Source organism: Rhodococcus sp. A14 (assembly GCF_011603105.1).
Taxonomy (GTDB): Bacteria; Actinomycetota; Actinomycetes; order Mycobacteriales; family Mycobacteriaceae; genus Rhodococcus_F; species Rhodococcus_F opacus.
Map to the genome: position 1 here is coordinate 13,832 of NZ_JAAOQS010000023.1, position 22,125 is coordinate 35,956.

Annotated in this window: 25 protein-coding genes; 5 read left to right on the top strand and 20 right to left on the bottom strand. The window is 69.4% G+C overall.

The annotated features are described in order from the left end of the window. The first annotated feature begins 8 nt into the window (after nt 1-8). Nucleotides 9-473 (top strand): peroxiredoxin, encoded by a 465-nt coding sequence (locus tag G9373_RS14705; RefSeq protein ID WP_005260343.1) that lies wholly within the window; start codon nt 9-11, stop codon nt 471-473. Here G9373_RS14705 and G9373_RS14710 read toward each other — a convergent pair. Then, nucleotides 461-1,240: a class III extradiol ring-cleavage dioxygenase gene (locus tag G9373_RS14710; RefSeq protein ID WP_005564099.1), complete on the bottom strand. Its 780-nt coding sequence runs from the start codon at nt 1,238-1,240 to the stop codon at nt 461-463. The two genes, G9373_RS14705 and G9373_RS14710, sit on opposite strands and share 13 nt — an antisense overlap. Nucleotides 1,241-1,417: 177 nt before the next feature. Here G9373_RS14710 and G9373_RS14715 point away from each other — a divergent pair, with 177 nt between their 5' ends. Next, nucleotides 1,418-1,927, top strand: coding sequence for a MarR family transcriptional regulator (locus G9373_RS14715; RefSeq protein WP_005260338.1), 510 nt, complete (start codon nt 1,418-1,420; stop codon nt 1,925-1,927). A gap of 54 nt (nt 1,928-1,981) precedes the next feature. On the opposite strand, the gene G9373_RS14720 is transcribed toward G9373_RS14715, so the two are convergent. From G9373_RS14720 to G9373_RS14790, 15 genes are all read right to left on the bottom strand, one after another. Then, a complete protein-coding gene (locus tag G9373_RS14720) occupies nt 1,982-2,161 on the bottom strand; it encodes a 2-hydroxymuconate tautomerase family protein (protein WP_005247502.1) in 180 nt (59 codons plus the stop codon). Between the two features lie 353 nt (nt 2,162-2,514). Further along, nucleotides 2,515-3,006 carry an SRPBCC family protein gene (locus G9373_RS14725; protein ID WP_167115587.1) on the bottom strand — a complete coding sequence of 164 codons (492 nt, stop codon included), beginning with the start codon at nt 3,004-3,006 and terminating at the stop codon, nt 2,515-2,517. A gap of 735 nt (nt 3,007-3,741) precedes the next feature. Beyond that, the gene (gene hisI, locus G9373_RS14730) at nt 3,742-4,086 is read right to left on the bottom strand and encodes a phosphoribosyl-AMP cyclohydrolase (protein ID WP_007297394.1); all 345 of its coding nucleotides are present in this window, start codon (nt 4,084-4,086) and stop codon (nt 3,742-3,744) included. Next, nucleotides 4,083-4,856 carry an imidazole glycerol phosphate synthase subunit HisF gene (gene hisF, locus G9373_RS14735; RefSeq protein ID WP_005247506.1) on the bottom strand — a complete coding sequence of 258 codons (774 nt, stop codon included), beginning with the start codon at nt 4,854-4,856 and terminating at the stop codon, nt 4,083-4,085. Before hisF ends, hisI begins: the two co-directional genes overlap by 4 nt. After that, nucleotides 4,853-5,686, bottom strand: a complete 834-nt coding sequence (locus tag G9373_RS14740) for an inositol monophosphatase family protein (RefSeq protein ID WP_005260332.1) — start codon at nt 5,684-5,686, stop codon at nt 4,853-4,855. Before G9373_RS14740 ends, hisF begins: the two co-directional genes overlap by 4 nt. Nucleotides 5,687-5,695: 9 nt before the next feature. Then, complete coding sequence (gene priA / locus G9373_RS14745; protein WP_005247511.1) at nt 5,696-6,430, bottom strand: bifunctional 1-(5-phosphoribosyl)-5-((5-phosphoribosylamino)methylideneamino)imidazole-4-carboxamide isomerase/phosphoribosylanthranilate isomerase PriA; 735 nt, start codon at nt 6,428-6,430, stop codon at nt 5,696-5,698. 19 nt (nt 6,431-6,449) lie between these two features. After that, on the bottom strand, nt 6,450-6,707 hold the full coding sequence (locus G9373_RS14750; RefSeq protein WP_005247513.1) for a membrane protein: 258 nt from the start codon (nt 6,705-6,707) through the stop codon (nt 6,450-6,452). Continuing rightward, nucleotides 6,704-7,339, bottom strand: coding sequence for an imidazole glycerol phosphate synthase subunit HisH (gene hisH / locus G9373_RS14755; RefSeq protein WP_005247515.1), 636 nt, complete (start codon nt 7,337-7,339; stop codon nt 6,704-6,706). Before hisH ends, G9373_RS14750 begins: the two co-directional genes overlap by 4 nt. Nucleotides 7,340-7,348: 9 nt before the next feature. Beyond that, complete coding sequence (locus tag G9373_RS14760) at nt 7,349-8,530, bottom strand: MFS transporter (RefSeq protein ID WP_005260329.1); 1,182 nt, start codon at nt 8,528-8,530, stop codon at nt 7,349-7,351. Further along, nucleotides 8,530-8,682: a hypothetical protein gene (locus tag G9373_RS14765; protein ID WP_007297398.1), complete on the bottom strand. Its 153-nt coding sequence runs from the start codon at nt 8,680-8,682 to the stop codon at nt 8,530-8,532. Before G9373_RS14765 ends, G9373_RS14760 begins: the two co-directional genes overlap by 1 nt. Before the next feature lie 13 nt (nt 8,683-8,695). Next, on the bottom strand, nt 8,696-9,310 hold the full coding sequence (gene hisB / locus G9373_RS14770) for an imidazoleglycerol-phosphate dehydratase HisB (protein WP_007297399.1): 615 nt from the start codon (nt 9,308-9,310) through the stop codon (nt 8,696-8,698). Further along, on the bottom strand, nt 9,307-10,449 hold the full coding sequence (locus G9373_RS14775) for a histidinol-phosphate transaminase (protein WP_005260322.1): 1,143 nt from the start codon (nt 10,447-10,449) through the stop codon (nt 9,307-9,309). The genes hisB and G9373_RS14775 overlap by 4 nt, the downstream gene beginning before the upstream one ends. Continuing rightward, a complete protein-coding gene (hisD, locus tag G9373_RS14780) occupies nt 10,446-11,768 on the bottom strand; it encodes a histidinol dehydrogenase (protein WP_167115590.1) in 1,323 nt (440 codons plus the stop codon). The genes G9373_RS14775 and hisD overlap by 4 nt, the downstream gene beginning before the upstream one ends. A gap of 106 nt (nt 11,769-11,874) precedes the next feature. Beyond that, nucleotides 11,875-12,984, bottom strand: coding sequence for a putative zinc-binding metallopeptidase (locus G9373_RS14785; protein WP_005564085.1), 1,110 nt, complete (start codon nt 12,982-12,984; stop codon nt 11,875-11,877). 111 nt (nt 12,985-13,095) lie between these two features. Further along, nucleotides 13,096-15,039, bottom strand: a complete 1,944-nt coding sequence (locus tag G9373_RS14790; protein WP_005260317.1) for an acyl-CoA dehydrogenase family protein — start codon at nt 15,037-15,039, stop codon at nt 13,096-13,098. An 87-nt stretch (nt 15,040-15,126) separates the two neighbouring features. On the opposite strand from G9373_RS14790, the gene G9373_RS14795 reads away from it, so the two are divergent. Together G9373_RS14795 and G9373_RS14800 are read left to right on the top strand one after the other, a co-directional pair. Beyond that, entirely contained in the window at nt 15,127-16,404 is a 1,278-nt protein-coding gene (locus tag G9373_RS14795; protein ID WP_167115593.1) for a family 1 glycosylhydrolase, read from the top strand. A gap of 37 nt (nt 16,405-16,441) precedes the next feature. Next, a complete protein-coding gene (locus G9373_RS14800) occupies nt 16,442-17,071 on the top strand; it encodes a LysE family transporter (protein ID WP_005260313.1) in 630 nt (209 codons plus the stop codon). A 51-nt stretch (nt 17,072-17,122) separates the two neighbouring features. Here G9373_RS14800 and nadC read toward each other — a convergent pair whose 3' ends face one another. From nadC to nadA, 3 genes are read right to left on the bottom strand one after another with little or no spacing between them, the layout of a single operon-like run. Next, nucleotides 17,123-17,992 carry a carboxylating nicotinate-nucleotide diphosphorylase gene (gene nadC, locus G9373_RS14805; protein ID WP_120660708.1) on the bottom strand — a complete coding sequence of 290 codons (870 nt, stop codon included), beginning with the start codon at nt 17,990-17,992 and terminating at the stop codon, nt 17,123-17,125. Beyond that, the gene (locus tag G9373_RS14810; RefSeq protein WP_064080633.1) at nt 17,992-19,560 is read right to left on the bottom strand and encodes an L-aspartate oxidase; all 1,569 of its coding nucleotides are present in this window, start codon (nt 19,558-19,560) and stop codon (nt 17,992-17,994) included. The genes nadC and G9373_RS14810 overlap by 1 nt, the downstream gene beginning before the upstream one ends. Then, on the bottom strand, nt 19,557-20,594 hold the full coding sequence (gene nadA, locus G9373_RS14815) for a quinolinate synthase NadA (protein ID WP_005260307.1): 1,038 nt from the start codon (nt 20,592-20,594) through the stop codon (nt 19,557-19,559). Before nadA ends, G9373_RS14810 begins: the two co-directional genes overlap by 4 nt. A 78-nt stretch (nt 20,595-20,672) precedes the next feature. Between nadA and G9373_RS14820 the strand changes: the two genes are divergently transcribed. Beyond that, entirely contained in the window at nt 20,673-21,407 is a 735-nt protein-coding gene (locus tag G9373_RS14820) for an NUDIX domain-containing protein (RefSeq protein WP_007297405.1), read from the top strand. 41 nt (nt 21,408-21,448) lie between these two features. On the opposite strand, the gene G9373_RS14825 is transcribed toward G9373_RS14820, so the two are convergent. Beyond that, nucleotides 21,449-22,048 (bottom strand): TetR/AcrR family transcriptional regulator, encoded by a 600-nt coding sequence (locus G9373_RS14825; protein WP_005568834.1) that lies wholly within the window; start codon nt 22,046-22,048, stop codon nt 21,449-21,451. Between the last annotated feature and the right edge of the window lie 77 nt (nt 22,049-22,125).

A 22,125-nucleotide genomic window follows, 5' to 3' on the forward strand; every position in this document is an offset into this window, starting at 1 on the left:
CGGCTGTCATGAAGCCAGGTCAGCTCGCACCGGAATTCACCCTGCCCGATCAGGACGGCATCGCGCGATCTCTGTCGAGCCTTCTCGAGGACGGCCCTCTGGTGCTGTTCTTCTACCCTGCGGCGTCGACGCCGGTGTGCACCGCCGAGGCCTGCCATTTCCGTGACCTCGGAGTCGAGTTCTCCGCAGTGGGCGCGTCCCGCGCCGGGATCAGCACCGACGCGGTGGAGAAGCAGGCGTCGTTCGCGCAGGAGCAGTCGTTCGACTACCCACTGCTGTCGGACGCCGACGGAGCCGTCGCGGAGAAGTTCGGTGTCCGCCGCGGACTGCTCGGCAAGCTCGCCCCGGTCAAGCGGTCGACGTTCGTCATCGACACCGACCGCACCGTGCTCGAGGTCATCTCGAGCGAGTTCCGCGCCAACACGCACGGCGACCAGGCGCTGGCCTTCCTCCGGACGCGTCAGTCCACCTGAATCGACCGTTTGGCCAGCCCCATCCAGAAGCCGTCGATGACCTGCCGGGGGATCTGCTCGGGATCACTCGCGGCGCCCAGCGTGACGAACAGCGGCGCGAAGTGCTCGATCGTCGGGTGGGCGTACGGCATGCCCGGCGCGAGCGAGCGGAAGTCGATGAGCGAATCGACGTCGCCCGCGGCGAGACGCTCGTCCGCCCAGGCGTCGAACTCCGACGACCAGCCGGGTGCCTTCGCGTCGGGTGACGGGTCGCGCAGGAACGGCAGCCCGTGGGTGGTGAATCCGGAACCGACGATCAGGACATCCTGCTCGCGCAGGGGACGCAGCCGCTCCCCGAGGTGCAGCAGTCGTTGCGGGTCGAGCGTGGGCAGCGAGATCTGCAGGACCGGGATGTCGGCGTCGGGGTACATGACCGTCAACGGAACGTAGGCGCCGTGGTCGAGGCCGCGGTGCGGCTGGTGCGACACGGCCTCGTCGTCGGGCATCAGGGCCACGACCTGCGCCGCGAGTTCGGGGGCGCCGGGCGCCTCGTACGTGGTCCGGTAGAAGCGTTCGGGGAAGCCACCGAAGTCGTAGACGAGGGGGGTGCCGGTGGTGGTGGACCCGATCGTGAGCGGCGCCGATTCCCAGTGCGCCGACACCATGAGGATGGCCTTCGGCCGCGGCAGGTCGCCTGCCCACTTCGCCAGCTGCGACACCCACAGTTCGCTGTCCACCAGCGGAGGCGCACCATGACTGAGGAACAGTGCGGGCATGGTGGCGGTCATCGCGACTCCTTCGGATCGAGATCCAACATCGAGGCTCAATGTTGAACCTTCAAGTTACTATAGGAGTCAACGCGTGGGCCCGGCAACTATTCCCCACGCACGGTCCGGCCCACGACGTGCTAACTATGTTGAACACGTTGCACGCGTGGATCGACGTACGGATGGAGGACACCACTGATGAGTGGTAACGACGAGGGCACGCCGGCAGAGCCCGGCACCCGATGGCTCGACGCCGAGCAGCAGGAGGCCTGGCTCACCCTCATCGCCCTGGTCACCCGGCTCCCCGCCGCACTGGACACCCAGCTCCAACGCGACTCGGCACTCACCCACTTCGAGTACTTCGTCCTCGCCTCGCTCTCCGGCGAGGCGAACCGGCGCCTGCAGCTGTCCCTGCTCGCCCAGCGCGCCAACGCGTCCCTGTCCCGGCTGTCCCACGTCATCACCAAGATGGAAAAAGCCGGCTGGGTACGCCGCGAGAGCATCCGCGGCAGCCGCGGCTCCGACGCCGTCCTCACAGACGAGGGCATGGCCAAGGTCGTCGAGGCCGCGCCCCCGCACGTCGAATCCGTCCGATCCCTGATCTTCGACGGACTGTCCGCCGACCAGGTCCGTCAGCTGTCCGAACTGTCCGGCGCCATGCTCACCCAACTCGACAAGAGCATCGCATCGGGAACCGGCAGAGCCTGACAGCACTCACCCCAACGGCGCCCCGGCAACGCACCCCAACGGCGCCCCGGCAGCTCACCCCAGCGGCGTCCCGCCGACACCCCAGCTGTCGCGCGGGACCTCGGTGATCGTCACCCACACCTTCGCGGGATCCTTGCCCGTCGCGTCGGCGTAGGCCTTGGTGACCGCCTCGATCGTGGCGCGCTTCTGCTCCGCGGTGAGTCCCGGCGTCTGACTGATCTGAATCAATGGCATAGGACGAACTGTGCCACAAAATCATTCGGCGGCTCATCGACCGTCGCTCACGTTCGCTTGCGCGACCTGAGATCGACAACTCCGCTCGGTGCTTCGACCTCCCGGTGCAACCGTTGATCCCCGAGCGCCAGGCGCTGCACGCTGGCTACAGCAGCCTCGAGGTCAGTCCGCTCTCCTTTCGGACCCGAGCGCAGTCACAGGGAGATTTGGTCGACCGGCCACTGCAGCGACCGCGAGTTCGACCTCCCCGCACCGCCGCGGAATCTCGGAGATCAACTGGTCGATGATCCGGATGACCTTCGCCGGGCCATGACCGTCTCATCACTCTTCGAGAGACGAGCGCTGATCGTAGATCAGTCCTTCGCTGCGCGGACGTCGTTCCCCTGCTCGGCAAACGCCTTGAAGTCCTGCATGTGCTGTTGCGACTGCTTGCGGAAGGCACCGGGCATCAGGAGCCCCACCAGCCGCATCAACACGCCGCTGAACCGGTATTCGCTCTCGCTCACCCAGAGCGTCATCTCCGGACCGACTTCGGTCAGCCGGTCGCGCACGGCGCTCCACATGCCCTCGCCGACGATCTCGCGGTCGAAGTGAACGACGCTCCCTTTCGGGATCCCGCGCAGGTCTGCCGGTTCCCGACGCCTGATGGTCTCGGTGCACTCGATCTTCTGCTTCCCCATCTGCATCACGACCCGCGATCGGGTACCGACCTGCCCGTGCACCCCACTCAGCGGCTCGTGCAGCACCAGACCCCGCAGCCACTTCGGCAGGTGTGCCGAGTCGGCGAGCAGCTGTACCACTGTCTCCCGCGGCAGGGCGATCTCGATCGAGACGGTGTACTTCATGCGGAGCGCTCCTGGGTCCCGAGTAAAGAGGCCTACGCTAGCAGCCTCGCTTCATATTTAGAGGTCACGGCATGCTCAACGATCCCCGATCCGCGTGGTCACGGCGGGTGTCGCCCTGTCAGCGGAGGGCGAGGGCGCGCTGCGGCCGGCGTCGCACACGTCGACGTGTAGCTCGCCCGAGCGGTTGTCCACCACGAAGTGCGGGCCCAGGGGCGGCACGGTTTCTCACCGCCGTGCCGTACGCCGGTTCCTGGGATCGGAAGCGCGGGCGGCGGCTCGTGGCGTTCGACGCGGGCCGGCCGAAGCCGTGGGGGCCTACGCGAGAGTGACTGTCACCTGCCGGAAACCGGGTGGGGCGCCTCACCCTCCGCGAGACGCGGCGCCCCGTCTCGGGGAAGCGGTGGACGGACTCCGGGGCACGGCCCCACCGTAAGCGGGTGGGCGGATGTGCATACGCTCGGTAGTTGGCGCGCACGGTGGTGTTCGATCCGACTGAGCGGGAACAGTGTGATGAACAGCGGCAACGGTTTGACTGGACGCTCCTGCAACCAACGAAGTTCGTCGAACAGACAGTCCGGGCCATCACCCGCAGGCCTCGCGAGCTGGACCCAGTGAGCAATCGTTCCTGCCGAGGCTGACCACAGTGGTCATTGACCGGTCATACACAAGCATGAACGGCATGCGGGCCCTCTGCCCGAGGGCATGGCGGGCACTCTGCCCGAACGCCGAGGCGCCTTACTCGGCGGCGAGGAGCACGTCGGTGTCGAAGCAGGTGTGGGTGCCCGTGTGGCACGCCGCCCCCTCCTGATCGACGACGAGCAGCACCGAGTCGCCGTCGCAGTCGAGCCGCACCTCGTGGACGTACTGCGTGTGACCGGACGTCTCGCCCTTCACCCAATACTGCTGACGGGACCGGGAGTAGTACGTGCCCTTGCGGGTGTCGAGCGTGCGAGCGAGGGCCTCGTCGTCCATCCACGCCACCATCAGGACGTCGCCCGTCGACCGTTCCTGCGCGACGGCACTGAACAGTCCTGCCTCGTTGCGCTTGAGCCGGGACGCGATGGCGGGGTCGAGACTCATCGGACGGTGATCCCTTCTTCACGCATGGACTTCTTCACGTCGCCGATCGTCATGTCGCCGAAGTGGAAGACACTGGCCGCCAGGACGGCGTCCGCGCCGGCGCCGACCGCGGGTGCGAAGTGCTCGACGGCGCCCGCTCCCCCGCTGGCGATCACCGGCACATGCACGGCGGCGCGCACCGCCCGGATCATCGGCAGATCGAAACCGGCCTTCGTGCCGTCGGCGTCCATCGAGTTGAGCAGGATCTCCCCGACGCCCAGTTCGGCGCCGCGGACCGCCCACTCCACCGCGTCGATACCGGTCCCGCGCTTGCCGCCGTGCGTCGTGACCTCCCACCCCGACGGGGTGTCCGGCTGCCCCTGCGGCACGGTCCGCGCATCGACCGACAGCACGATGCACTGCGAGCCGAAGCGTTCGCTGAGTTCGCGGAGCAACTCGGGCCGGGCGATCGCCGCCGTGTTGACGCTGACCTTGTCGGCGCCGGCGCGCAGCAGCCGGTCGACGTCCTCGACGGTGCGGACACCGCCGCCGACCGTGAGCGGAATGAAGACCTGCTCCGCCGTCCGGCTCACCACGTCGAGCATGGTGCCCCGGTCCGCGGTGGACGCGGTGACGTCGAGGAACGTGAGCTCGTCGGCTCCCTGAGCGTCGTACGCGGCAGCCAACTCGACGGGGTCACCCGCGTCCCGCAGGTTCTCGAAGTTGACGCCCTTGACGACGCGTCCGGCATCGACGTCCAGACACGGGATCACTCGAACCGCCAGAGTCATTGCGTACGCCCTCCTGAAGGCTCGGAACGAGGATCACCCAGTGATCCGAGGATATCGAGAATTTCGCCGTGCACTCCGGGCGCTCCGGCGAGCACCGAGTCGGACGTGACCGTCCAGGGCTTGCCGCCCAGATCCGTCACCACACCACCCGCGGCGCGCACCAACGCGACACCGGCGGCGTTGTCCCACGCATTGTGGCCGAACACCACCGCGCCGCCGAGTATTCCGGCCGCGGTGAACGCGAGGTCGACACCGGTGGATCCGTGGATCCGGATCCGCGACGACACCCGGCTGAGCTGCGCGAGGACCTGCAGCCGGTACGCGCCGGGGATGCGCCCGCGACTGTCGATGTTCAGTGCGCCCAAGCCCACGATCGACGACGCGAGCGACGTACGCCCGAGCGCAGGCAGGGGCGTGCCACCTTCGAGCAGCGGACCGTCCGCGACGGCCGCATACCGCCGCCCGACGAGCGGCAGCCACGTGAGACCGAGAACGGGAACCCCGTCGTCGAGCAGCGCGAGCAGCGTGCCCGCCGTGGGCAGACCGGCCGAATAGTTGAACGTGCCGTCGATGGGGTCGAGCACCCACACGGGTCCGCTGCCCAGGTCGGGGCCGCCGAACTCCTCGCCGTGGACATCGATGCCGGTCCGGTCGCGCAGTTCACCGGTCAGCCGCTTCTCGAGTTCGAGGTCGACGGCGGTCGCGAAGTCGTCGGGACCCTTGTGGACGGCGCTGGGCGCACCCACGCCCGAGACGAACCGTTCGTGCACGCCGTCGAGCAGCTCACTGGCGACGGCGAGGAGCTCCCGGGGATCACGGGACAGGGTCATGGCGGGAACTCAGCCCGAGACCGCGGCGAGCGCCTCGGGGAGGGTGAACCGCCCCGCGTACAGCGCCTTGCCGACGATGGATCCCTCGACCCCCTGATCGACGAGTCCGGCGATCGCCCGGAGGTCGTCGATGGTGGACACGCCGCCCGAGGCCACGACGGGAGCGTCGGTGGCAGCGCAGACCTGCGCGAGGAGTTCGAGATTGGGGCCGGTGAGGGTGCCGTCCTTGCTGACGTCGGTGACGACGTACCGGGAGCAGCCGTCCTTGTCGAGGCGGGCGAGGGTCTCCCACAGGTTTCCGCCCTCGGTGACCCAGCCGCGGCCGCGGAGCTGGTATTCACCGTCGACGAGACGCACGTCGAGACCGACGGCGATCTTCTCGCCGTACTTGGCGATGGCGCGGGCACACCACTCGGGGTTCTCGATGGCGGCGGTACCGAGGTTGACGCGTCCGCAGCCCGTGGCCAGTGCGGCCTCGAGCGACGCGTCGTCGCGGATCCCACCGGACAGTTCCACCTGGACGTCGAGCTCGCCCACCACGTCGGCGAGGAGTTCACGGTTGGAGCCGCGGCCGAACGCGGCGTCGAGGTCGACGATATGGACCCACTCGGCACCGTCGTTCTGCCACGCGAGGGCGGCATCACGAGGCGAGCCGTATCCGGTCTCGCTTCCTGCCTCCCCCTGGACGAGGCGAACAGCTTCACCGTTGACGACATCTACAGCAGGCAAAAGGACCAGGCTCACGTGCGACAACCCTAGTCGCTCAGCGGTCGGAACCCGGCTCCGGGTCCTCGGGATCGGGACCGTAGGCGTTGCGGGTCATGCGTTTCGACACGTAGCCCATGGCCGCGATCGCGCCTGCGACACCGAGCAGTCCGACGATCAGTCCGAGGACGGGGCCCGGTTTCACGACCAGAATGATCGCGGTGGCGAGGACCAGCACCGCGGTGGCGGCGCCCATCGCGTACACCGCGAGCCTGCCGATCGACAGGTCGCCGCGCCCGTCCCCGGGTTCGGTCACAGACTGCGAACCCAGTTCCGGAGCAGCTCGGCACCCGCGTCGCCGGACTTCTCGGGGTGGAACTGGGTGGCGGACAGCGCGCCGTTCTCGACGGCGGCGAGGAACTTGCCGCCGTGGTCGGCCCACGTCAGGGCCGGGGGCGCCAGCCGCTCCGGCGTCGGCATGTCCCAGGACTGGGCCGCGTACGAGTGGACGAAGTAGAACCGGGTGTCGGGATCGATGCCGGCGAACAGCGTGCTGTTCTCCGGCGCCTCGACCGTGTTCCATCCCATGTGCGGCAGCACGTCGGCCTGGAGCCGTTCGACGGTGCCGGGCCATTCGCCGCAGCCTTCCGCCTCGACGCCGAACTCGACTCCGCGTTCGAAGAGGATCTGCATGCCGACGCAGATCCCGAGGACCGGCCGTCCGCCTGCCAGACGCTGACCGATGATCCGCTCCCCGCGGACCGCGCGCAGTCCCTCCATGCACGCGGCGAAGGCACCGACGCCGGGAACGACCAGACCGTCGGCCGCGAGTGCGACCTTGTGATCGGATGTGACCTCGACGCGCGCGCCGGTCCGGGCCAGAGCGCGGGTGGCCGAATGCAGGTTGCCGGAGCCGTAGTCGAGGACGGCAATCGTGGAGACGGTCATGACACAACCTTATCCGGCGGCCGCACGACGCCCGAGGGCGCGGCCGACGACCATCCCGGCGGCCGGGACCACCGCGACGGCCGTCGCCGCGACCGCGAACACCCAGGAGTACCCGGCCGCCGACGCAACGGCTCCGAGTGCGAGGGAACCGAAACCGGTTCCGGCGTCGAACCCGATGTTCCAGCCGGCGCTCGCCGAGCCGAAACGAGCCGGTCCCGCGGCGGTGAAGATCATGACGAGGGATTCGTTCTGCACCGCCCCGAATCCGAATCCGAAGGCCAGGGCCGCGCACACCAGCAGCGGCACCGGCGCACTCGTCGCCGCCGCGACGGCGAACAGCACCAGGCCGAGGCACACGAACGTCAGGGCGGGAACCAGGGCGCGGCCCACCCCCAGCCGGTCGGAGAACGATCCCGCGGCGTATCGCCCGATCAGCGTCGCACCGCTCGAGACAGCGAGGATCACCCCGGCGAGCGAGGCTCGCTCCGAGATCGCGATGGGCAGCAGGCTGGACAGACCGCCGAATGCGGCCGCAGAGATCGCGATCGCGAGCCACGGCGTGAGCAGGACGGCGAGCGGGATGCGGCCCTGCGACGTGCGATCCGCGGGAGCGTGGATGGCGGGGAGGCGCGTGATCGCGACCACCGCGAGAGCGGGAATGAGAGCGCCGATCACGAAGACGGGGGTCGCGGACCAGTGCTGCATGATCGCGAGCCCCGCGGGCAGCCCGACCATCTGCGCGGCGGCCACCGCGATTCCCTGCGCACCCGTGGCGCGGCCGAGCATCTCGCGGGGAACGAGTTCGGCGACCAGCGCACTGCTGGCGACGGTGAGCATGCCGAAGCCCGATCCCCGGACGGCCGAGACGGCCAGCACCGGGATCGCCTCGGTGGACAGCAGGAGGAGCAGCGACGGCGGCCCGAGCAGCATGCAGCCGGCGGCGAGCACCCAGCGATGCCCCCACCTGCGCAGGAGCCGGGGCACACCGAGTTGCGTGACGACGGTCGCGGCCATGAACACGGCCGTGACGCTGCCGGCGAGCGTGTCCGAGCCACCGGACAGCGAGACGATCAGCGGAACGACGGGCAGCAGCACCGCCCAGCCGCCGAACGCCGCGGCGCCCATCACCATCGCGGCGGGCATGCCGCGGGTGCGGAGCAGGCCGCGGCGCGACTCCACTGCGACGGGCACTACATCAACCTGAGAACGCCCGCCACGGCTGCCAGCACCGCCAGTGCCAGCAGCACGCCCGAGGCCAGTTTGTTGAACTTCCACATGGAGTACGCGCCGCCCGCCGCGATCCCCGCGGCGATGAACAGGACGTAGACGAGGACGACACTCACGAATGCGCCCGGATCACAGGCTGCCCTTGGTGGACGGCACACCCGTGACGCGGGGATCCGGTTCGACCGCCTCGCGCAGTGCGCGGGCGACGGCCTTGAACTCGGCCTCGGTGACGTGGTGCTGATCGCGTCCGTAGAGCACCCGCACGTGGAGGGCGATCCGCGCGTTGAGCGCGATCGACTCGAACACGTGCCGGTTGATCACCGTCGCATACGGCACGCCCGGGTAGCCGCCGATGACGGCGTGCAGCAGGTGTTCCGGTTCGCCGGTGTGGACGCAGTACGGACGACCGGACACGTCGACCGATGCGTGGGCGAGCGTCTCGTCCATGGGGATGAACGCGTCACCGAACCGGCGGATGCCCTTCTTGTCGCCGAGCGCCTGACCGAGCGCCTGGCCGAGCACGATCGACGTGTCCTCCACCGTGTGGTGCGCCTCGATCTCGATGTCGCCCTTCGCGTGGACGGTGAGGTCGAAACTCGCGTGGGAGCCGAGCGCGGTCAGCATGTGATCGAAGAACGGGACCCCGGTGGAGACGTCGACGATGCCGGTGCCGTCGAGGTTCAGTTCGACGGTGATGCTGGATTCCTTGGTGGTGCGTTCCACGCGGGCGATGCGGTCGGTCATCCTCGGTCTCCTGAGCTGGTGAGTTCGGTGGCCGCGATGTCGTCGCTCGCCACGATGAAGGCGTCGTTCTCGGAGGCCAGCCCGACGGTGGCGCGCAGGTATCCGGGGATGCCGACGTCCCGGATGAGCACTCCGCGGTCGAGATAGGCCTGCCAGGCGCGGGCACTGTCGGTGAACTCACCGAACAGGATGAAGTTCGCGTCGCTGGGGATGACGCGGAACCCCGTGTCCTCCAATGCCTTCGACACCCGCACCCGCTCCGTTGCGAGAGCGTGCACGCTGGCGAGCGTCTCGTTCGCGTGCCGCAGCGCCGCGCGGGCAGCGGCCTGCGTGACCACCGACAGGTGGTACGGCAGCCGGACCAGGAGCAGCGCCTCGATGAATGCCGGTGCGGCCGCGAGGTATCCGAGTCGGCCGCCGGCGAACGCGAATGCCTTGCTCATCGTCCGCGACACGACGAGCTTCGACGGGTACTCGTCGATCAACGTCAGGGCGCTGGGGGCGTCGGAGAATTCGGCGTACGCCTCGTCGACGATCACGACGCCCGGTGCGGCGTCGAGGACCCGGCGCAGTTCCGCGATGCCGACGCTGTGCCCGGTCGGGTTGTTGGGACTGGTCACGAACACGACGTCGGGCCTGCGCTCGGCGATCGCCGCGGTCGCGGCGTCCACGTCGAGCGCGAAGTCCGCGCGCCGGAAGATCGGCAGCCACTCGGTTTCGGTGCCGTCCGCGATGATCGGGTGCATCGAATACGACGGCACGAAGCCCATCGCGCTGCGACCGGGACCGCCGAACGCCTGCAGCAGCTGCTGCAGGATCTCGTTGGACCCGTTGGCCGCCCACACGTTGTCGACCGTCACCGGCACCCCCGTCTGGCGGACGAGGTACGCGGCGAGGTCGGTGCGCAGAGCCACCGCATCACGGTCCGGGTAGCGGTGCAGTTCCCGCGCTGCCTCCCGCACGGACTCCGCGACGTCGTCGACGAGGGCCTTCGTGGGCGGGTGCGGATTCTCGTTGGTGTTCAGCTGAACCGGGACGGTCAGCTGCGGCGCCCCGTATGCCGACTTGCCACGCAGATTCTCCCGGATCGGCAGGGCGTCCACCCCGATCGACGAACCCGGCACGTTCGCCGCGGTCACCGCAGCGCCTCGAACCGCAGCCGCACGGCCTCACCGTGTGCGGGCAGGTCCTCGGCGTTCGCGAGGGTGATGACGTGGCCGGAGGCCTCCTTCAGCGCGGATTCGGAGTAGTCGACGACGTGGATGCCGCGCAGGAACGTCTGCACACTCAGGCCCGAGGAGTGCCGGGCGCAGCCCGCGGTGGGCAGGACGTGGTTGGACCCGGCGCAGTAGTCGCCGAGGCTGACCGGCGCCCACGGGCCGACGAACACCGCACCCGCACTGGTCACCTTCGCGGCGACGGCGGTGGCGTTCTCGGTCTGGATCTCGAGGTGCTCGGCGGCGTACGCGTTGACCACCCGCAGTCCGGCCTCGACGTCGGAGACCAGGACGGTGCCCGACTGCGTGCCGGACAGCGCGGCGGTGACGCGCTCCTTGTGCTTGGTGATCTCGAGCTGCGCGGCCAGCGCCGTGTCGACGGCGTCGGCGAGTTCGACGCTGGAGGTGACGAGCACGCTCGCGGCCATCACGTCGTGCTCGGCCTGGCTGATCATGTCCGCCGCGACGTGCACCGGGTCGGCCGTGTGGTCGGCGAGGATCGCGATCTCGGTGGGGCCCGCCTCGGCGTCGATGCCGACGAGGCCACGGCAGAGGCGCTTGGCGGCAGTGACGTAGATGTTGCCGGGGCCGGTGATGAGGTCGACGGGGGCGAGTTCGGCGCCGTTCGTGTCGGTGCCGCCGTAGGTGAGCAGGGCGACGGCCTGTCCGCCGCCGACGGCCCACACCTCGTCGACGCCCAGAAGGGCGGCCGCGGCGAGGATGGTCGGGTGCGGCAGACCACCGAACTCCGACTGCGGCGGCGACGCCACCACGAGGGACCGGACACCGGCGGCCTGCGCCGGGACCACGTTCATCACGACGCTGGACGGGTAGACGGCGTTGCCGCCGGGGACGTACAACCCGACACGGTCGACGGGCACCCACCGTTCGGTGACGGTGCCACCCGGGACGACCTCGGTGGTGGTGTCGGTGCGACGCTGGTCGGCGTGGACCTTGCGGGTGCGTTCGATCGCGACCTCGAGGGCGGCGCGGACGGCCGGATCGAGTTCGCCGAGCGCGCGGTCCAACTCGGACTGCGGCACCCGCACCTGCGCGGGACGGACGCCGTCGAACTTCTCGCTGAACTCGAGCGCCGCGTCGGCGCCGCGCTCCCGGACCGCCTCGACGACGGGGCGAACCTGATGCAGGACCGCGTCCACATCCACTCCACCTCGAGGAAGTGCGGCGCGAAGTTCGGCCGTGGAAGGGGTACGACCACGAAGGTCGGTGCGGGCGAGCATGAGAGGTCCTCTCTGCGACTGTCGGGACACGGTGTCTCGGACGAGCGGACTGTTCTGCGAAGAACAGGGCTCGACACCGATTATCCAGGATAGGCGCACCCCGTTTTCACCGGTCGGCGGCCGACCGGGTTTCCGTCGACACCGGTGCCGGCTCGTCCCACACCGGGGCGGGCTGGATCAGTGAGTGGATGAACCGCATCTTCTCCAGCACCGCGGCCGGTAGCACGAACGGATACAGGTCGTGGTGGCCCATCGACCTGTTCATCTGGTTCAGCGCCCACGACAGCGGCAGCCACCAGTCGATGATCTGGTCGAACCCCACGTCACCGCTGAGTTCGCTGCCCGTCGTCGCTCCGGCGGGCGCCATCGCGAAGGCTGCCGCGGTGTCCAGGGCGTCACGAATGTGTAGGTAGTGCGCGAAGGTCTCCGCCCAGTCCTCGGCGGGGTGCATCGTGGCGTAGGACGACACGTAGAGCCGGCCCCAGCCCTTCGGCGCGCCCTCGCTGTAGTGACGTTTCAGCGCGGCCTGGTAGTCCTGGTCCGGATCCCCGAACAGGTCCTCGAATCGGGTGCGCTCGGCGTCGCCCCGGATCAGCATCAACTGGTAGTAGTGCCCGATCTCGTGCCGGAAATGGCCGACGAGCGTGCGATAGGGCTCGTCCATCTCGACGCGCAGCTGTTCCCGGTGCACGTCGTCGCCCTCGGCCAGGTCGAGGGTGATCACCCCGCCGGCGTGCCCGGTCACCACCCGGGTCCGTGCGCTCGACAGCAGGTCGAAGGCCAGCCCGGTGTCCGGGTCCTCGAACTTGGGGACGATCGGGAGACCGAGTTCGTCGAGTTCGAGAACGACCCGCCTCTTGTTGGTCTCGGCGGTCGCGAACGCGGCCATGCCCGCGTCGTCACCGTCCGCGGGACGCGTCCGCGTCAGCCGGCACGACGTGCACAGGCTCTGGACGTCGTCTTTCCGGACGAGCCAGTTGCACTTCGCCGGGCCGGCATTCGCGCACCGCACCCAGGTCTCGCCGTCCACCACCGCGCGGTCCGCGCCGTCCACCACCGCGCGGTCCGCGCCATCCGCCACCGCCCGGTCCGCGCCGTCGAGGACGACGATGGACCGGCTCGGCAGGTGGAATCCCAGAGCGCTGTCGCATTTCAGGCAGAGACTGTTCTCGAACGACAGTCGTTGGCCGCATTTACGACACATGAAGCTGCGCACTGGTGGTCCCTCGGCTCGTCCCGCCCGCGTCCGAGAACGCAGGCGGGTGCCACGCTGGTGTGCGCGTCTCCTCGGAGGGTACCGCCGAGCCGTGGCGGGGAACCGGACGGCCTAGAGGCGGGTGGAGTGCAGGAACCTCCTCGCCAGGTTCTCCTCGGTGGACGCGCCGGGGGTCCACTCGGTGATCCACGGACCGGTGCCTTCGCTGGGGTCGACCACTCCCCGCTCCAGCCACGCATAACGTCCCTCGAGGATCGAGTGCGCAACCTGCTTGTCCACGTCGTCGGTGTTGTGCCACAGACCGTCGAACAGCTTCTCGACCCGCAGCGCCGCCTGCCGGCAGAACACGTCGGCGAGTTCGTAGGCGGCCGCGCCCTCGGCTTCGTTCTCCTCGCGTTGCATCTCCGCCTTGACGCACGTGGCGGACATCGCGAACAGTTCGGCGCCGATGTCGACGACCCGGCCGAGGAAGCCCTGCTGCTTCTCCAGCGCCGCCTGCCACCGGGCCATCCCGTAGAACGTGGAGCGGGCCAGCTTGCGGGAGTGCCGTTCGACGAACCGCAGGTGCTTGGCCAGGACACCGAATTCGCTGTAGGACGTCGGCACCTGCCCCTTGCCTGCCACGAGTTGCGGCAGCCACTTCGCGTAGAACCCACTCGCCTTGGCGGCCGCGCGGGCCTTCGCACCCGTGTCGGCGTGCGGGTCCGCGAGATCGCCCGCGGCCGTGAGGTGCGCGTCCACGGCCTCGCGCGCGACCAGTAGCCGCATGATCTCGCTCGAACCCTCGAAGATCCGGTTGATGCGCAGGTCGCGGTCCAGCTGTTCCACCGGCACCGCGCGTTCACCGCGGGCGGCCAGCGACGCCGCCGTCTCGTATCCGCGACCGCCGCGGACCTGGATCAGCTCGTCGGAGATGACGCAGGCCATCTCGGACGACCACAGCTTGGCGAGCGCCGCCTCGATCCGGATGTCGTTGCGACCCTCGTCGTTCATCTGCGCCGACAGGTCCACCACGGCCTCGAGGGCATAGGTGGTCGCGGCCATGAACGACAGTTTGTTGGCGACGGCCGTGTGCTCGGCGATGGGCTTGCCCCACTGGACCCGTACCCCGGACCATTCGCGGGCGATCTTCAGCGACCACTTCCCGGCCCCGGCGCACATCGCCGGAATCGCCAGCCTGCCCGCGTTGAGGGTGGTGAGCGCGATCTTGAGTCCGTCACCTTCCCGGCCGATCAGGTTCTCGCGGGGAACGCGGACCTTGTACATCCGGGTGACGCCGTTCTCGATCCCCCGCAGTCCCATGAACGCGTTGCGTCGTTCGACGGTGATGCCCGGGGTGTCGGCCTCGACCACGAACGCGGAGATGCCGCCGCGGTGACCTTCGCTCTTGGGTACCCGCGCCATGACGACGAGCAGTTCGGCGACGACGCCGTTGGTCGTCCACAGCTTCACGCCGTCGAGTTCGTAGGCGGCACCGCCCTCGATCGGGGTCGCGGAGGACGCCAGGCGCGCGGGGTCGGAACCGACGTCCGGTTCGGTGAGGAGGAACGCGGAGATAGCTCCGCGTGCGCAGCGCGGCAGGAACTCGCGCTTCTGCTCGGGGGTGCCTGCCAGCTTGAGTGGTTCGGGGACGCCGATCGACTGGTGAGCCGACAGCAGCGCTCCCAGGCTCGGATGCACCGACGCGACGAGCATCAACGCCCGGTTGTACGCGACCTGCGAGAGTCCGAGGCCGCCGTACTCCTCCGAGATCTTCAGGCCGAAGCAGCCGAGGTCGGCGAGGCCGCGGACGTATTCGTCGGGAATGCGCGACTGGGATTCGATGACGCTGCCGTCCATCTCCTCGCAGTGGGCGCGGAGGCGGGTGAGGAATTCCTCGGCCTTCGCGGCGTCCTCGGTAGCCGGGCGGGGGAAGGGATGAACCAGATCCAGCCGGAACCGTCCCAGAAACAGTTCTTTCGCGAAGGAGGGTTTGTCCCAGCCGGATTCCCTCGCCTCCTCCGCGACCGCTCGTGCTTCTTCTTCGGTGACCTTCGGAGCTGAGGTGTCGACCATGACGCGCCTCCTACTGGCGGGTAGTCCTACTCATCAGTATCCCCCAATCGGCGCAGTCGGGACAGCGTTTCCGCTACTCTTCGGCCGATGCGGACTCCCTCGCGACTCCTGGGCGCCGGCGCGGTCCTGCTGTGCTTGCTGGCGCCCGCCACCGCGGCGCACGCCGCCCCTCTCCCCGACGACTTCCTGTGGGGCGTGGCAACGTCCGGGTTCCAATCGGAGGGTTCCTCACCGGACAGCAACTGGCGGCGGTATTCCGACTCGGGGCGGACCCACGACGCGATCGGCAACTCGGTCGACTTCCGTCACCGGTACACCGAGGACATCGCCCGCGCCGCGGACCTGGGTGTCGACGTCTTCCGGTTCGGCGTCGAATGGGCCCGCGTGCAGCCCGCCCCGGGCGTGTGGGACGAGACCGAACTGCGGTACTACGACGACGTCGTCCGCGAGATCACCAGCCGCGGGATGACCCCGATGATCACGCTCGACCACTGGGTGTATCCGGGGTGGGTCGCCGATCAGGGTGGGTGGACGAACCCGGACACCGTCGACGACTGGCTCGCGAACGCGCAGAGGGTGATCGAGCGCTATTCCGGTCTCGGCGCGCTCTGGATCACGATCAACGAACCGACCGTGTACGTGCAGAAGGAGCTGACGTTCGGCGGTGTCGGCCCCGACCGGGTCCCGCAGATGCTCGACCGGCTCGTGGAGGTCCACCGCCGCGCCTACGACCTGATCCACGAGAACGACCCGGGCGCCCGGGTGAGCAGCAACCTCGCGTACGTCCCGGCCGCCATGGACGCGCTCGACGCCACCTTCGTCGACCGGGTCCGCGACAAGCTCGACTTCCTCGGCGTCGACTACTACTACGGCCTCTCCCCCGACAACGTCACCGCGGCCAATGCGGTCACCGACGCCTTCTACGACATCAGCCCCCAACCGGACGGCATCTACCACGCCCTGATGCGGTACACCCGCAAATTCCCGGGACTACCGCTGTACGTCGTGGAGAACGGCATGCCCACCGACGACGGAAAACCGCGCCCGGACGGCTACACCCGGTCCGATCATCTCCGCGATCACGTCTACTGGCTGGAGCGGGCGCGGGCGGACGGCGCCCCGGTGATCGGATACAACTACTGGTCGATCACCGACAACTACGAGTGGGGCACGTACCGTCCCCGGTTCGGTCTGTTCACCGTCGACGCGCTGACCGACCCCTCCCTCACCCGGCGACCGACCGAAGCGGTGACCACCTACCGGGACCTCGTCGCGAACGGTCTCCCGCCCGGCTACGGACCCGAACGCCCTGCCGCACTCTGTTCCCTCGTGGATCCGCCCCTCAGCTGTATCGATCCCCCGTAGAACGAGTACCGCCCGGGGCGCGACGTACCATCACCTGGTGTCGTGGCAGATGTGGTGTGCAGTGCTCGGGGCCTCGTGCGTGATCAGTCTGTCCCCGGGGGCCGGCGCGATCGCGTCGATGGCCACGGGGATGCGGTTCGGGCTCCGACGCGGCTACTGGAACATCGCGGGTCTGCAGCTGGGGTTGCTGCTGCAGATCGCGGTGGTCGCCGCCGGACTCGGGGCGCTGCTCGCGAACTCGACCCTCGCGTTCACGGTGATCAAGTGGTTCGGCGTCGCCTACCTGGTGTATCTCGGCATCCGCCAGTGGCGGGCGAATGCGACCGATGTGTCCGGCGTCGACGGCGAGGTCGCCGAGACCAGCGGGCCCGCGATGACCCTGCGCGGGTTCCTGGTCAATGCCAGCAACCCGAAGGCCGTCGTCTTCATGCTCGCGGTGCTCCCGCAATTCATCACCCCGTCGGCGCCCCTGCTCCCCCAGTACCTGATCATCGCCGCCACCATGATCGCGGTCGACGTCGTCGTCATGACCGGATACACCGGGCTGGCGTCGAAGGTCCTGCGGCTGATGCGGTCACCACGCCAGCAGCGCGCCACCAACCGGACGTTCTCCGGATTGTTCTTCGTCGCGGCCACATTCCTGGCGACAGTCCGCCGCGCCGTCTGACCCGTGAGTACTTCTCAACCGCGGGCGGTTGAGAAGTACTCACGGGTGGGTTCACATGTCGAGGCCGAGATCCAGCACGGTGACGGAATGGGTGAGCGCGCCGACCGCGAGGTAGTCGACTCCGGTCCCGGCGTACTCGGCCGCGACGTCCAGCGTGAGTCCGCCCGACGACTCCAGCTTGGTGCCGGGGGCGTTCGCGTCGCGGCGTTGCACCGCGATCTGCGTCTGCCACAGCGGGAAGTTGTCGAGCAGCACCAGTTCGACGTTCTCGGCCAGCACCTCGTCGAGCTGCTCGAGGCTGTCGACTTCCACCTCGCACTCGATGTCCGGTGCCGCCGCGCGCACCGCCCGCAGCGCCGCCACCACCGAACCGGCGGCCGCGACGTGGTTGTCCTTGATCAGTGCCGCGTCGCCGAGGCCCATGCGGTGATTGACGCCGCCGCCCACCCGCACGGCGTACTTCTGCAAGCCGCGCAGTCCCGGCAGCGTCTTGCGACTGTCCCGGATCTTCGCCCCGGTGCCCTCGACCGCGTCCACCCAGGCGGACGTCGCGGTGGCGATGCCGGACAGGTGGCACACCAGGTTGAGCATCGTCCGCTCCGCGGTGAGCAGCCCCTGCGTGGGCGCGGTGACCGTCAGCACGGCCTGGCCCGGCACGACGCGGGCGCCGTCGGCGACCCGGTCGAGAATCTGGTAGCGGCCCGCCCCGATCACCTCGTCGAGCACCAGCAGTCCCACGTCGAGGCCGGCGACGGTGCCGTGCGCACGGGAGACCACGGACGCCTTCGCCACCGCGTCCGCCGGGACCGTGGACGACGACGTCACGTCCGGTCCGTACCGCAGGTCCTCGTCCAGGGCGAGACGCACGAGCGCACGCACCTCGGCCGCGTCCAGACCGTCGGGAAGGACATGGTCGGACATCACAGCACTCCTGTCAGTTGGGGTTCGAGAAGCTCGAGTTCGCCGTCACGGAGGCGTACATGCGTGCTGCGGCGCCACTCGTCGGACGTCTGCGGGTAGTCGCTGCGGGTGTGGCAACCACGACTTTCGGTCCGCGCGGCGGCCGCGAGTACCAGCGCGGACGCCGTCAGGGTCAACGCGGCGTCTTCGAGCGCGGTCTCCCCCTCGGGCACCGTGCGCGGCGCGCCGGCGAGGGCGGCGGCCACCGCCTCGAGGCCGGCACCGTCCCGGACGACGGAGGCGTTGCCGGTCATCAACTGCTGCACCAGCTCCCGCGGTGCGGACGGCAGGGCACGCTGCTCGGGGGCGGTTGCCTCGACGCGGAGGCCGGCGCGGTCGACGGCCGCGCCGCCGACCCGCTCGCCGACCACCAGGCCCTCGAGGAGACTGTTGGAGGCCAGCCGGTTCGCTCCGTGCAGCCCCGTGCGGGCCACCTCTCCCGCTGCGTAGAGACCGGGGACTGCGGTGCGTCCGTCGACGTCGGTGACCACTCCGCCGCACGAGTAGTGCGCGGCGGGCGCGACCGGGATCAGCTGTTCGCGCGGGTCGATCCCGGCTTCCAGGCACGACGCCGTCACGGTCGGGAACCGCTGCGCGAACCCGGACAGGTGACGCGCGTCGAGGTAGACGTGGTCGTGACCCAGGTCCCGGAGCCTCGACGCGATCGCCCGCGACACGACGTCGCGGGGGGCGAGGTCGCCGCGCGGATGCACACCCGCGGTCACCGAATCGCCGTTGGCGTCTACGAGGATCGCGCCCTCGCCGCGGACGGCCTCGCTGATCAGCGGACGCCGTCCGAGACCGCCGGGAGTGAACAGGACGGTCGGGTGGAACTGCACGAACTCGAGATCGGCGACGGCTGCGCCCGCGTCGAGCGCGAGAGAGATGCCGTCCGCGGTCGCTCCGGGCGGGTTGGTACTGCAGGCGTACAGCTGCCCGAGTCCGCCGGTCGCCAGGAGGACGGCCGGTGTGTGGACGACGCCGAGTCCGCGCGGCGAATCCACGAGCACGCCGGTGACGCCGCGCGCATCGGTGAGCACCCGTACGGCGCAACTGTCGAACAGGACCGGAAGGCCGGCGGCACCCAGAGCGCGCTGCACCTCCGCGCCCGTGGCGTCCCCGCCGGCGTGAATGATCCGCCGGGTGCTGTGGCCGCCCTCGCGGGTGCGCGAGACGGCGCCGTCGCGGCCGCGGTCGAACACCGCGCCCAGATCGGTCAACGCGGCCACGGCATCACGGCCGCCCGCCACGATCGACCGCACGGCGTCCTCGTCGCACAGGCCCACCCCGGCCTCGCACGTGTCGGCGACGTGCGAGGCCACCGAATCGGTGAGGGCGTCACCCACCACCGCGATACCACCCTGCGCGTACTGCGTCGCGGTGTCCGTCACCCCGCCCTTGCTGACGGTGAGCACGGTCAGTCCGCGCAGCGAGGCGGTGCGTGCGGCCGTCAGTCCGGCCACACCACCGCCCACCACCACGAGGTCGGCGTGCTCTTCCCAGGAAATCCCCCGGGCCGGGCTGCTCACTCGCCGCCGCCCGGGTTTCCGATCTCGATCATGCGCTGCACCGACTTGCGGGCACGCTCTGCGGTCTCGAGATCGACGTGAACCTCGTCCTTGCCCTCGAGCAGGCAGCGGAGCAGGGCCGCGGGAGTGATCATCTTCATGTACGGGCAGGACGCGCGGTCGTTGACGGCCTGGAAGTCGACCTCCGGCGCAGCCTTGCGCAGCTGGTGCAGCATCCCGACCTCGGTGGCCACGAGAACCTGCTTCGCCCCGGTCGCGCGGGCGGCGTCGAGCATGCCGCCCGTCGAGAGGATCTTCACCTTGTCCTCGGGCACGAACCCTTCGCCGGCCAGGTAGAGAGCCGAGGTGGCGCAACCGCATTCGGGGTGCACGAACAGTTCGGCACCGGGGTGCGCCTTGGCCTGCGCGGTGAGTTCGTCGCCGTTGATGCCGGCGTGGACGTGGCACTCACCCGCCCAGATCTGCATGTTCTTCCGGCCGGTGACGCGCTTGACGTGTGCGCCGAGGAACTGGTCGGGAAGGAACAGGACCTCACGGTCGGGGTCGATCGACGCGACCACGTCGACGGCGTTGGACGACGTGCAGCAGATGTCCGTCAGACCCTTCACCTCGGCGGTGGTGTTGACGTACGACACGACGACGGCGTCGGGGAATTCCGCCTTCCACTCCCGCAGCTGATCGGCGTTGATCGAGTCGGCGAGCGAGCAGCCCGCGCGCTCGTCCGGGATCAGGACGGTCTTGGCGGGGCTGAGGATCTTCGCGGTCTCGGCCATGAAGTGCACGCCGCAGAACACGATGGTGTCCTCGGGGGCTTCGGCGGCGATGCGCGAGAGTGCCAGGGAGTCGCCTACGTGGTCGGCCACGTCCTGGATGGCGGGCAACTGGTAGTTGTGCGCAAGGAGGGTCGCTCCCCGCTCACGTGCCAGCCGTTTGATCTCGGCAGCCCACTCTTCGCTCGCCTCGACGCCCGCGTAACCGCCGGGACCGTCCTGAATCTGCGGGTTGGTACCCGCCCACAACGTCGTGGTCGTCATGGCTTGCTCCTTCACCGTGAACTCGGGCGGGCTGGCCCGAATTTCCGCAATCGAGGTTTTCGACTTAGGATCGAAAACATGCCCAATAGTAACACCACGCATGAAGTGCTTACCGCGGTGTTCCAGGTTCGCCACTTCCCCGACCACATCACCGCAGGTCAAGGCGGTGATGCGCGTCACGCGGCGGGCACCGGTGAGCTCGCCGTGCTGCTGTGGCAACGGGCCCTCGATCCCCAGGCGGGCGCCTGGTCCCTACCCGGCGGACTGCTCCACGAGAACGAGGACCTCACCACGTCCGCGCGACGCCAGCTGGCCGAGAAGGTGGACGTGCAGGAGGTCTCCCACCTCGAGCAGCTGTCGGTGTTCAGCGATCCGCATCGAGTGCCGGGCCCGCGCACCATCGCGTCGACCTTCCTCGGGCTCGTGCCCCTCCCCGCCGACCCGCAGCTGCCGCCGGACACCGCGTGGCACCCGGTGTCCGCGCTCCCCGAGATGGCGTTCGACCACGGCACCGTCGTCCGGCACGCCCGGACCCGCCTCGCGGCCAAGCTCTCCTACACCAACATCGCGTTCGGTTTGGCCCCCGACGAGTTCTCCATGTCGACGCTGCGTGAGATCTACTGCGCCGCACTCGGGTACCAGGTGGATGCGACCAATCTCCAGCGCGTCCTCGGACGACGTGGGGTGCTGACTCCTACCGGGAACACGGCACCGTCGGGCCGCACCGGTGGGCGCCCGGCCGCGCTCTACCGGTTCACCGACTCCACGCTGCGGGTGACGGACGAGTTCGCGGCGCTTCGACCGCCGAGCTGACCCCGCGCGTCAGGCCGCCTCCACACGTCAGGGCGTCGGACTCACGCCTGGGCGAGACCCCGCCAGAACGTGTCCGATGCGGCGGTGACGACTTCGTCCACCGGCGCGCCGTCGAGCATTCCGCCGGCGGCCAGGGTCGCGATCCCGTGGAACGTCGCGAACGCGATGAGGGCGATGCGCGACGCGTCCCCGGGTCCGATGTCGCCCGCGGCCTGGGCCTCGGTGACGATACGGACCGTCAGGTCCATCGAGGCGTGGCCGGCCTCCACGACCTGGGAGGCGGCTCCGGGCGCGTGCTTGTTGCCGTACATCAGGGCCAGCAACTCGCGATGCTCGAGCGCGAAGCTCACGTAGGCGCCGGCGAGCGCGGCGAAGCGGGCCCGGGCGTGGGGTTCCGCCTCCTCGACCGCGCGTTCGAGAGCGGCGGTGAGGCGCAGGAAACCGGACTCCGCGAGTGCGTCGAGCAGCGCCTGACGGTCCCGGAAGTGCTTGCTGGGTGCGGCGTGACTGACCCCGGCCTCACGAGCGAGCTGCCGGAGGGAGAGTCCGTCGACACCGTCCTTCTCGAGCGTGCTCTCGGCGCGCGCGAGCAGCACCCGACGAAGACTCCCGTGGTGGTAGGGCTGTTCGGCGACGGACATGCCGCCAGCCTAGCAAAATGTTGTCATTGCCTACATAGATGACACTGACTACATTCGAGGCACCCCACCGCTAGGAG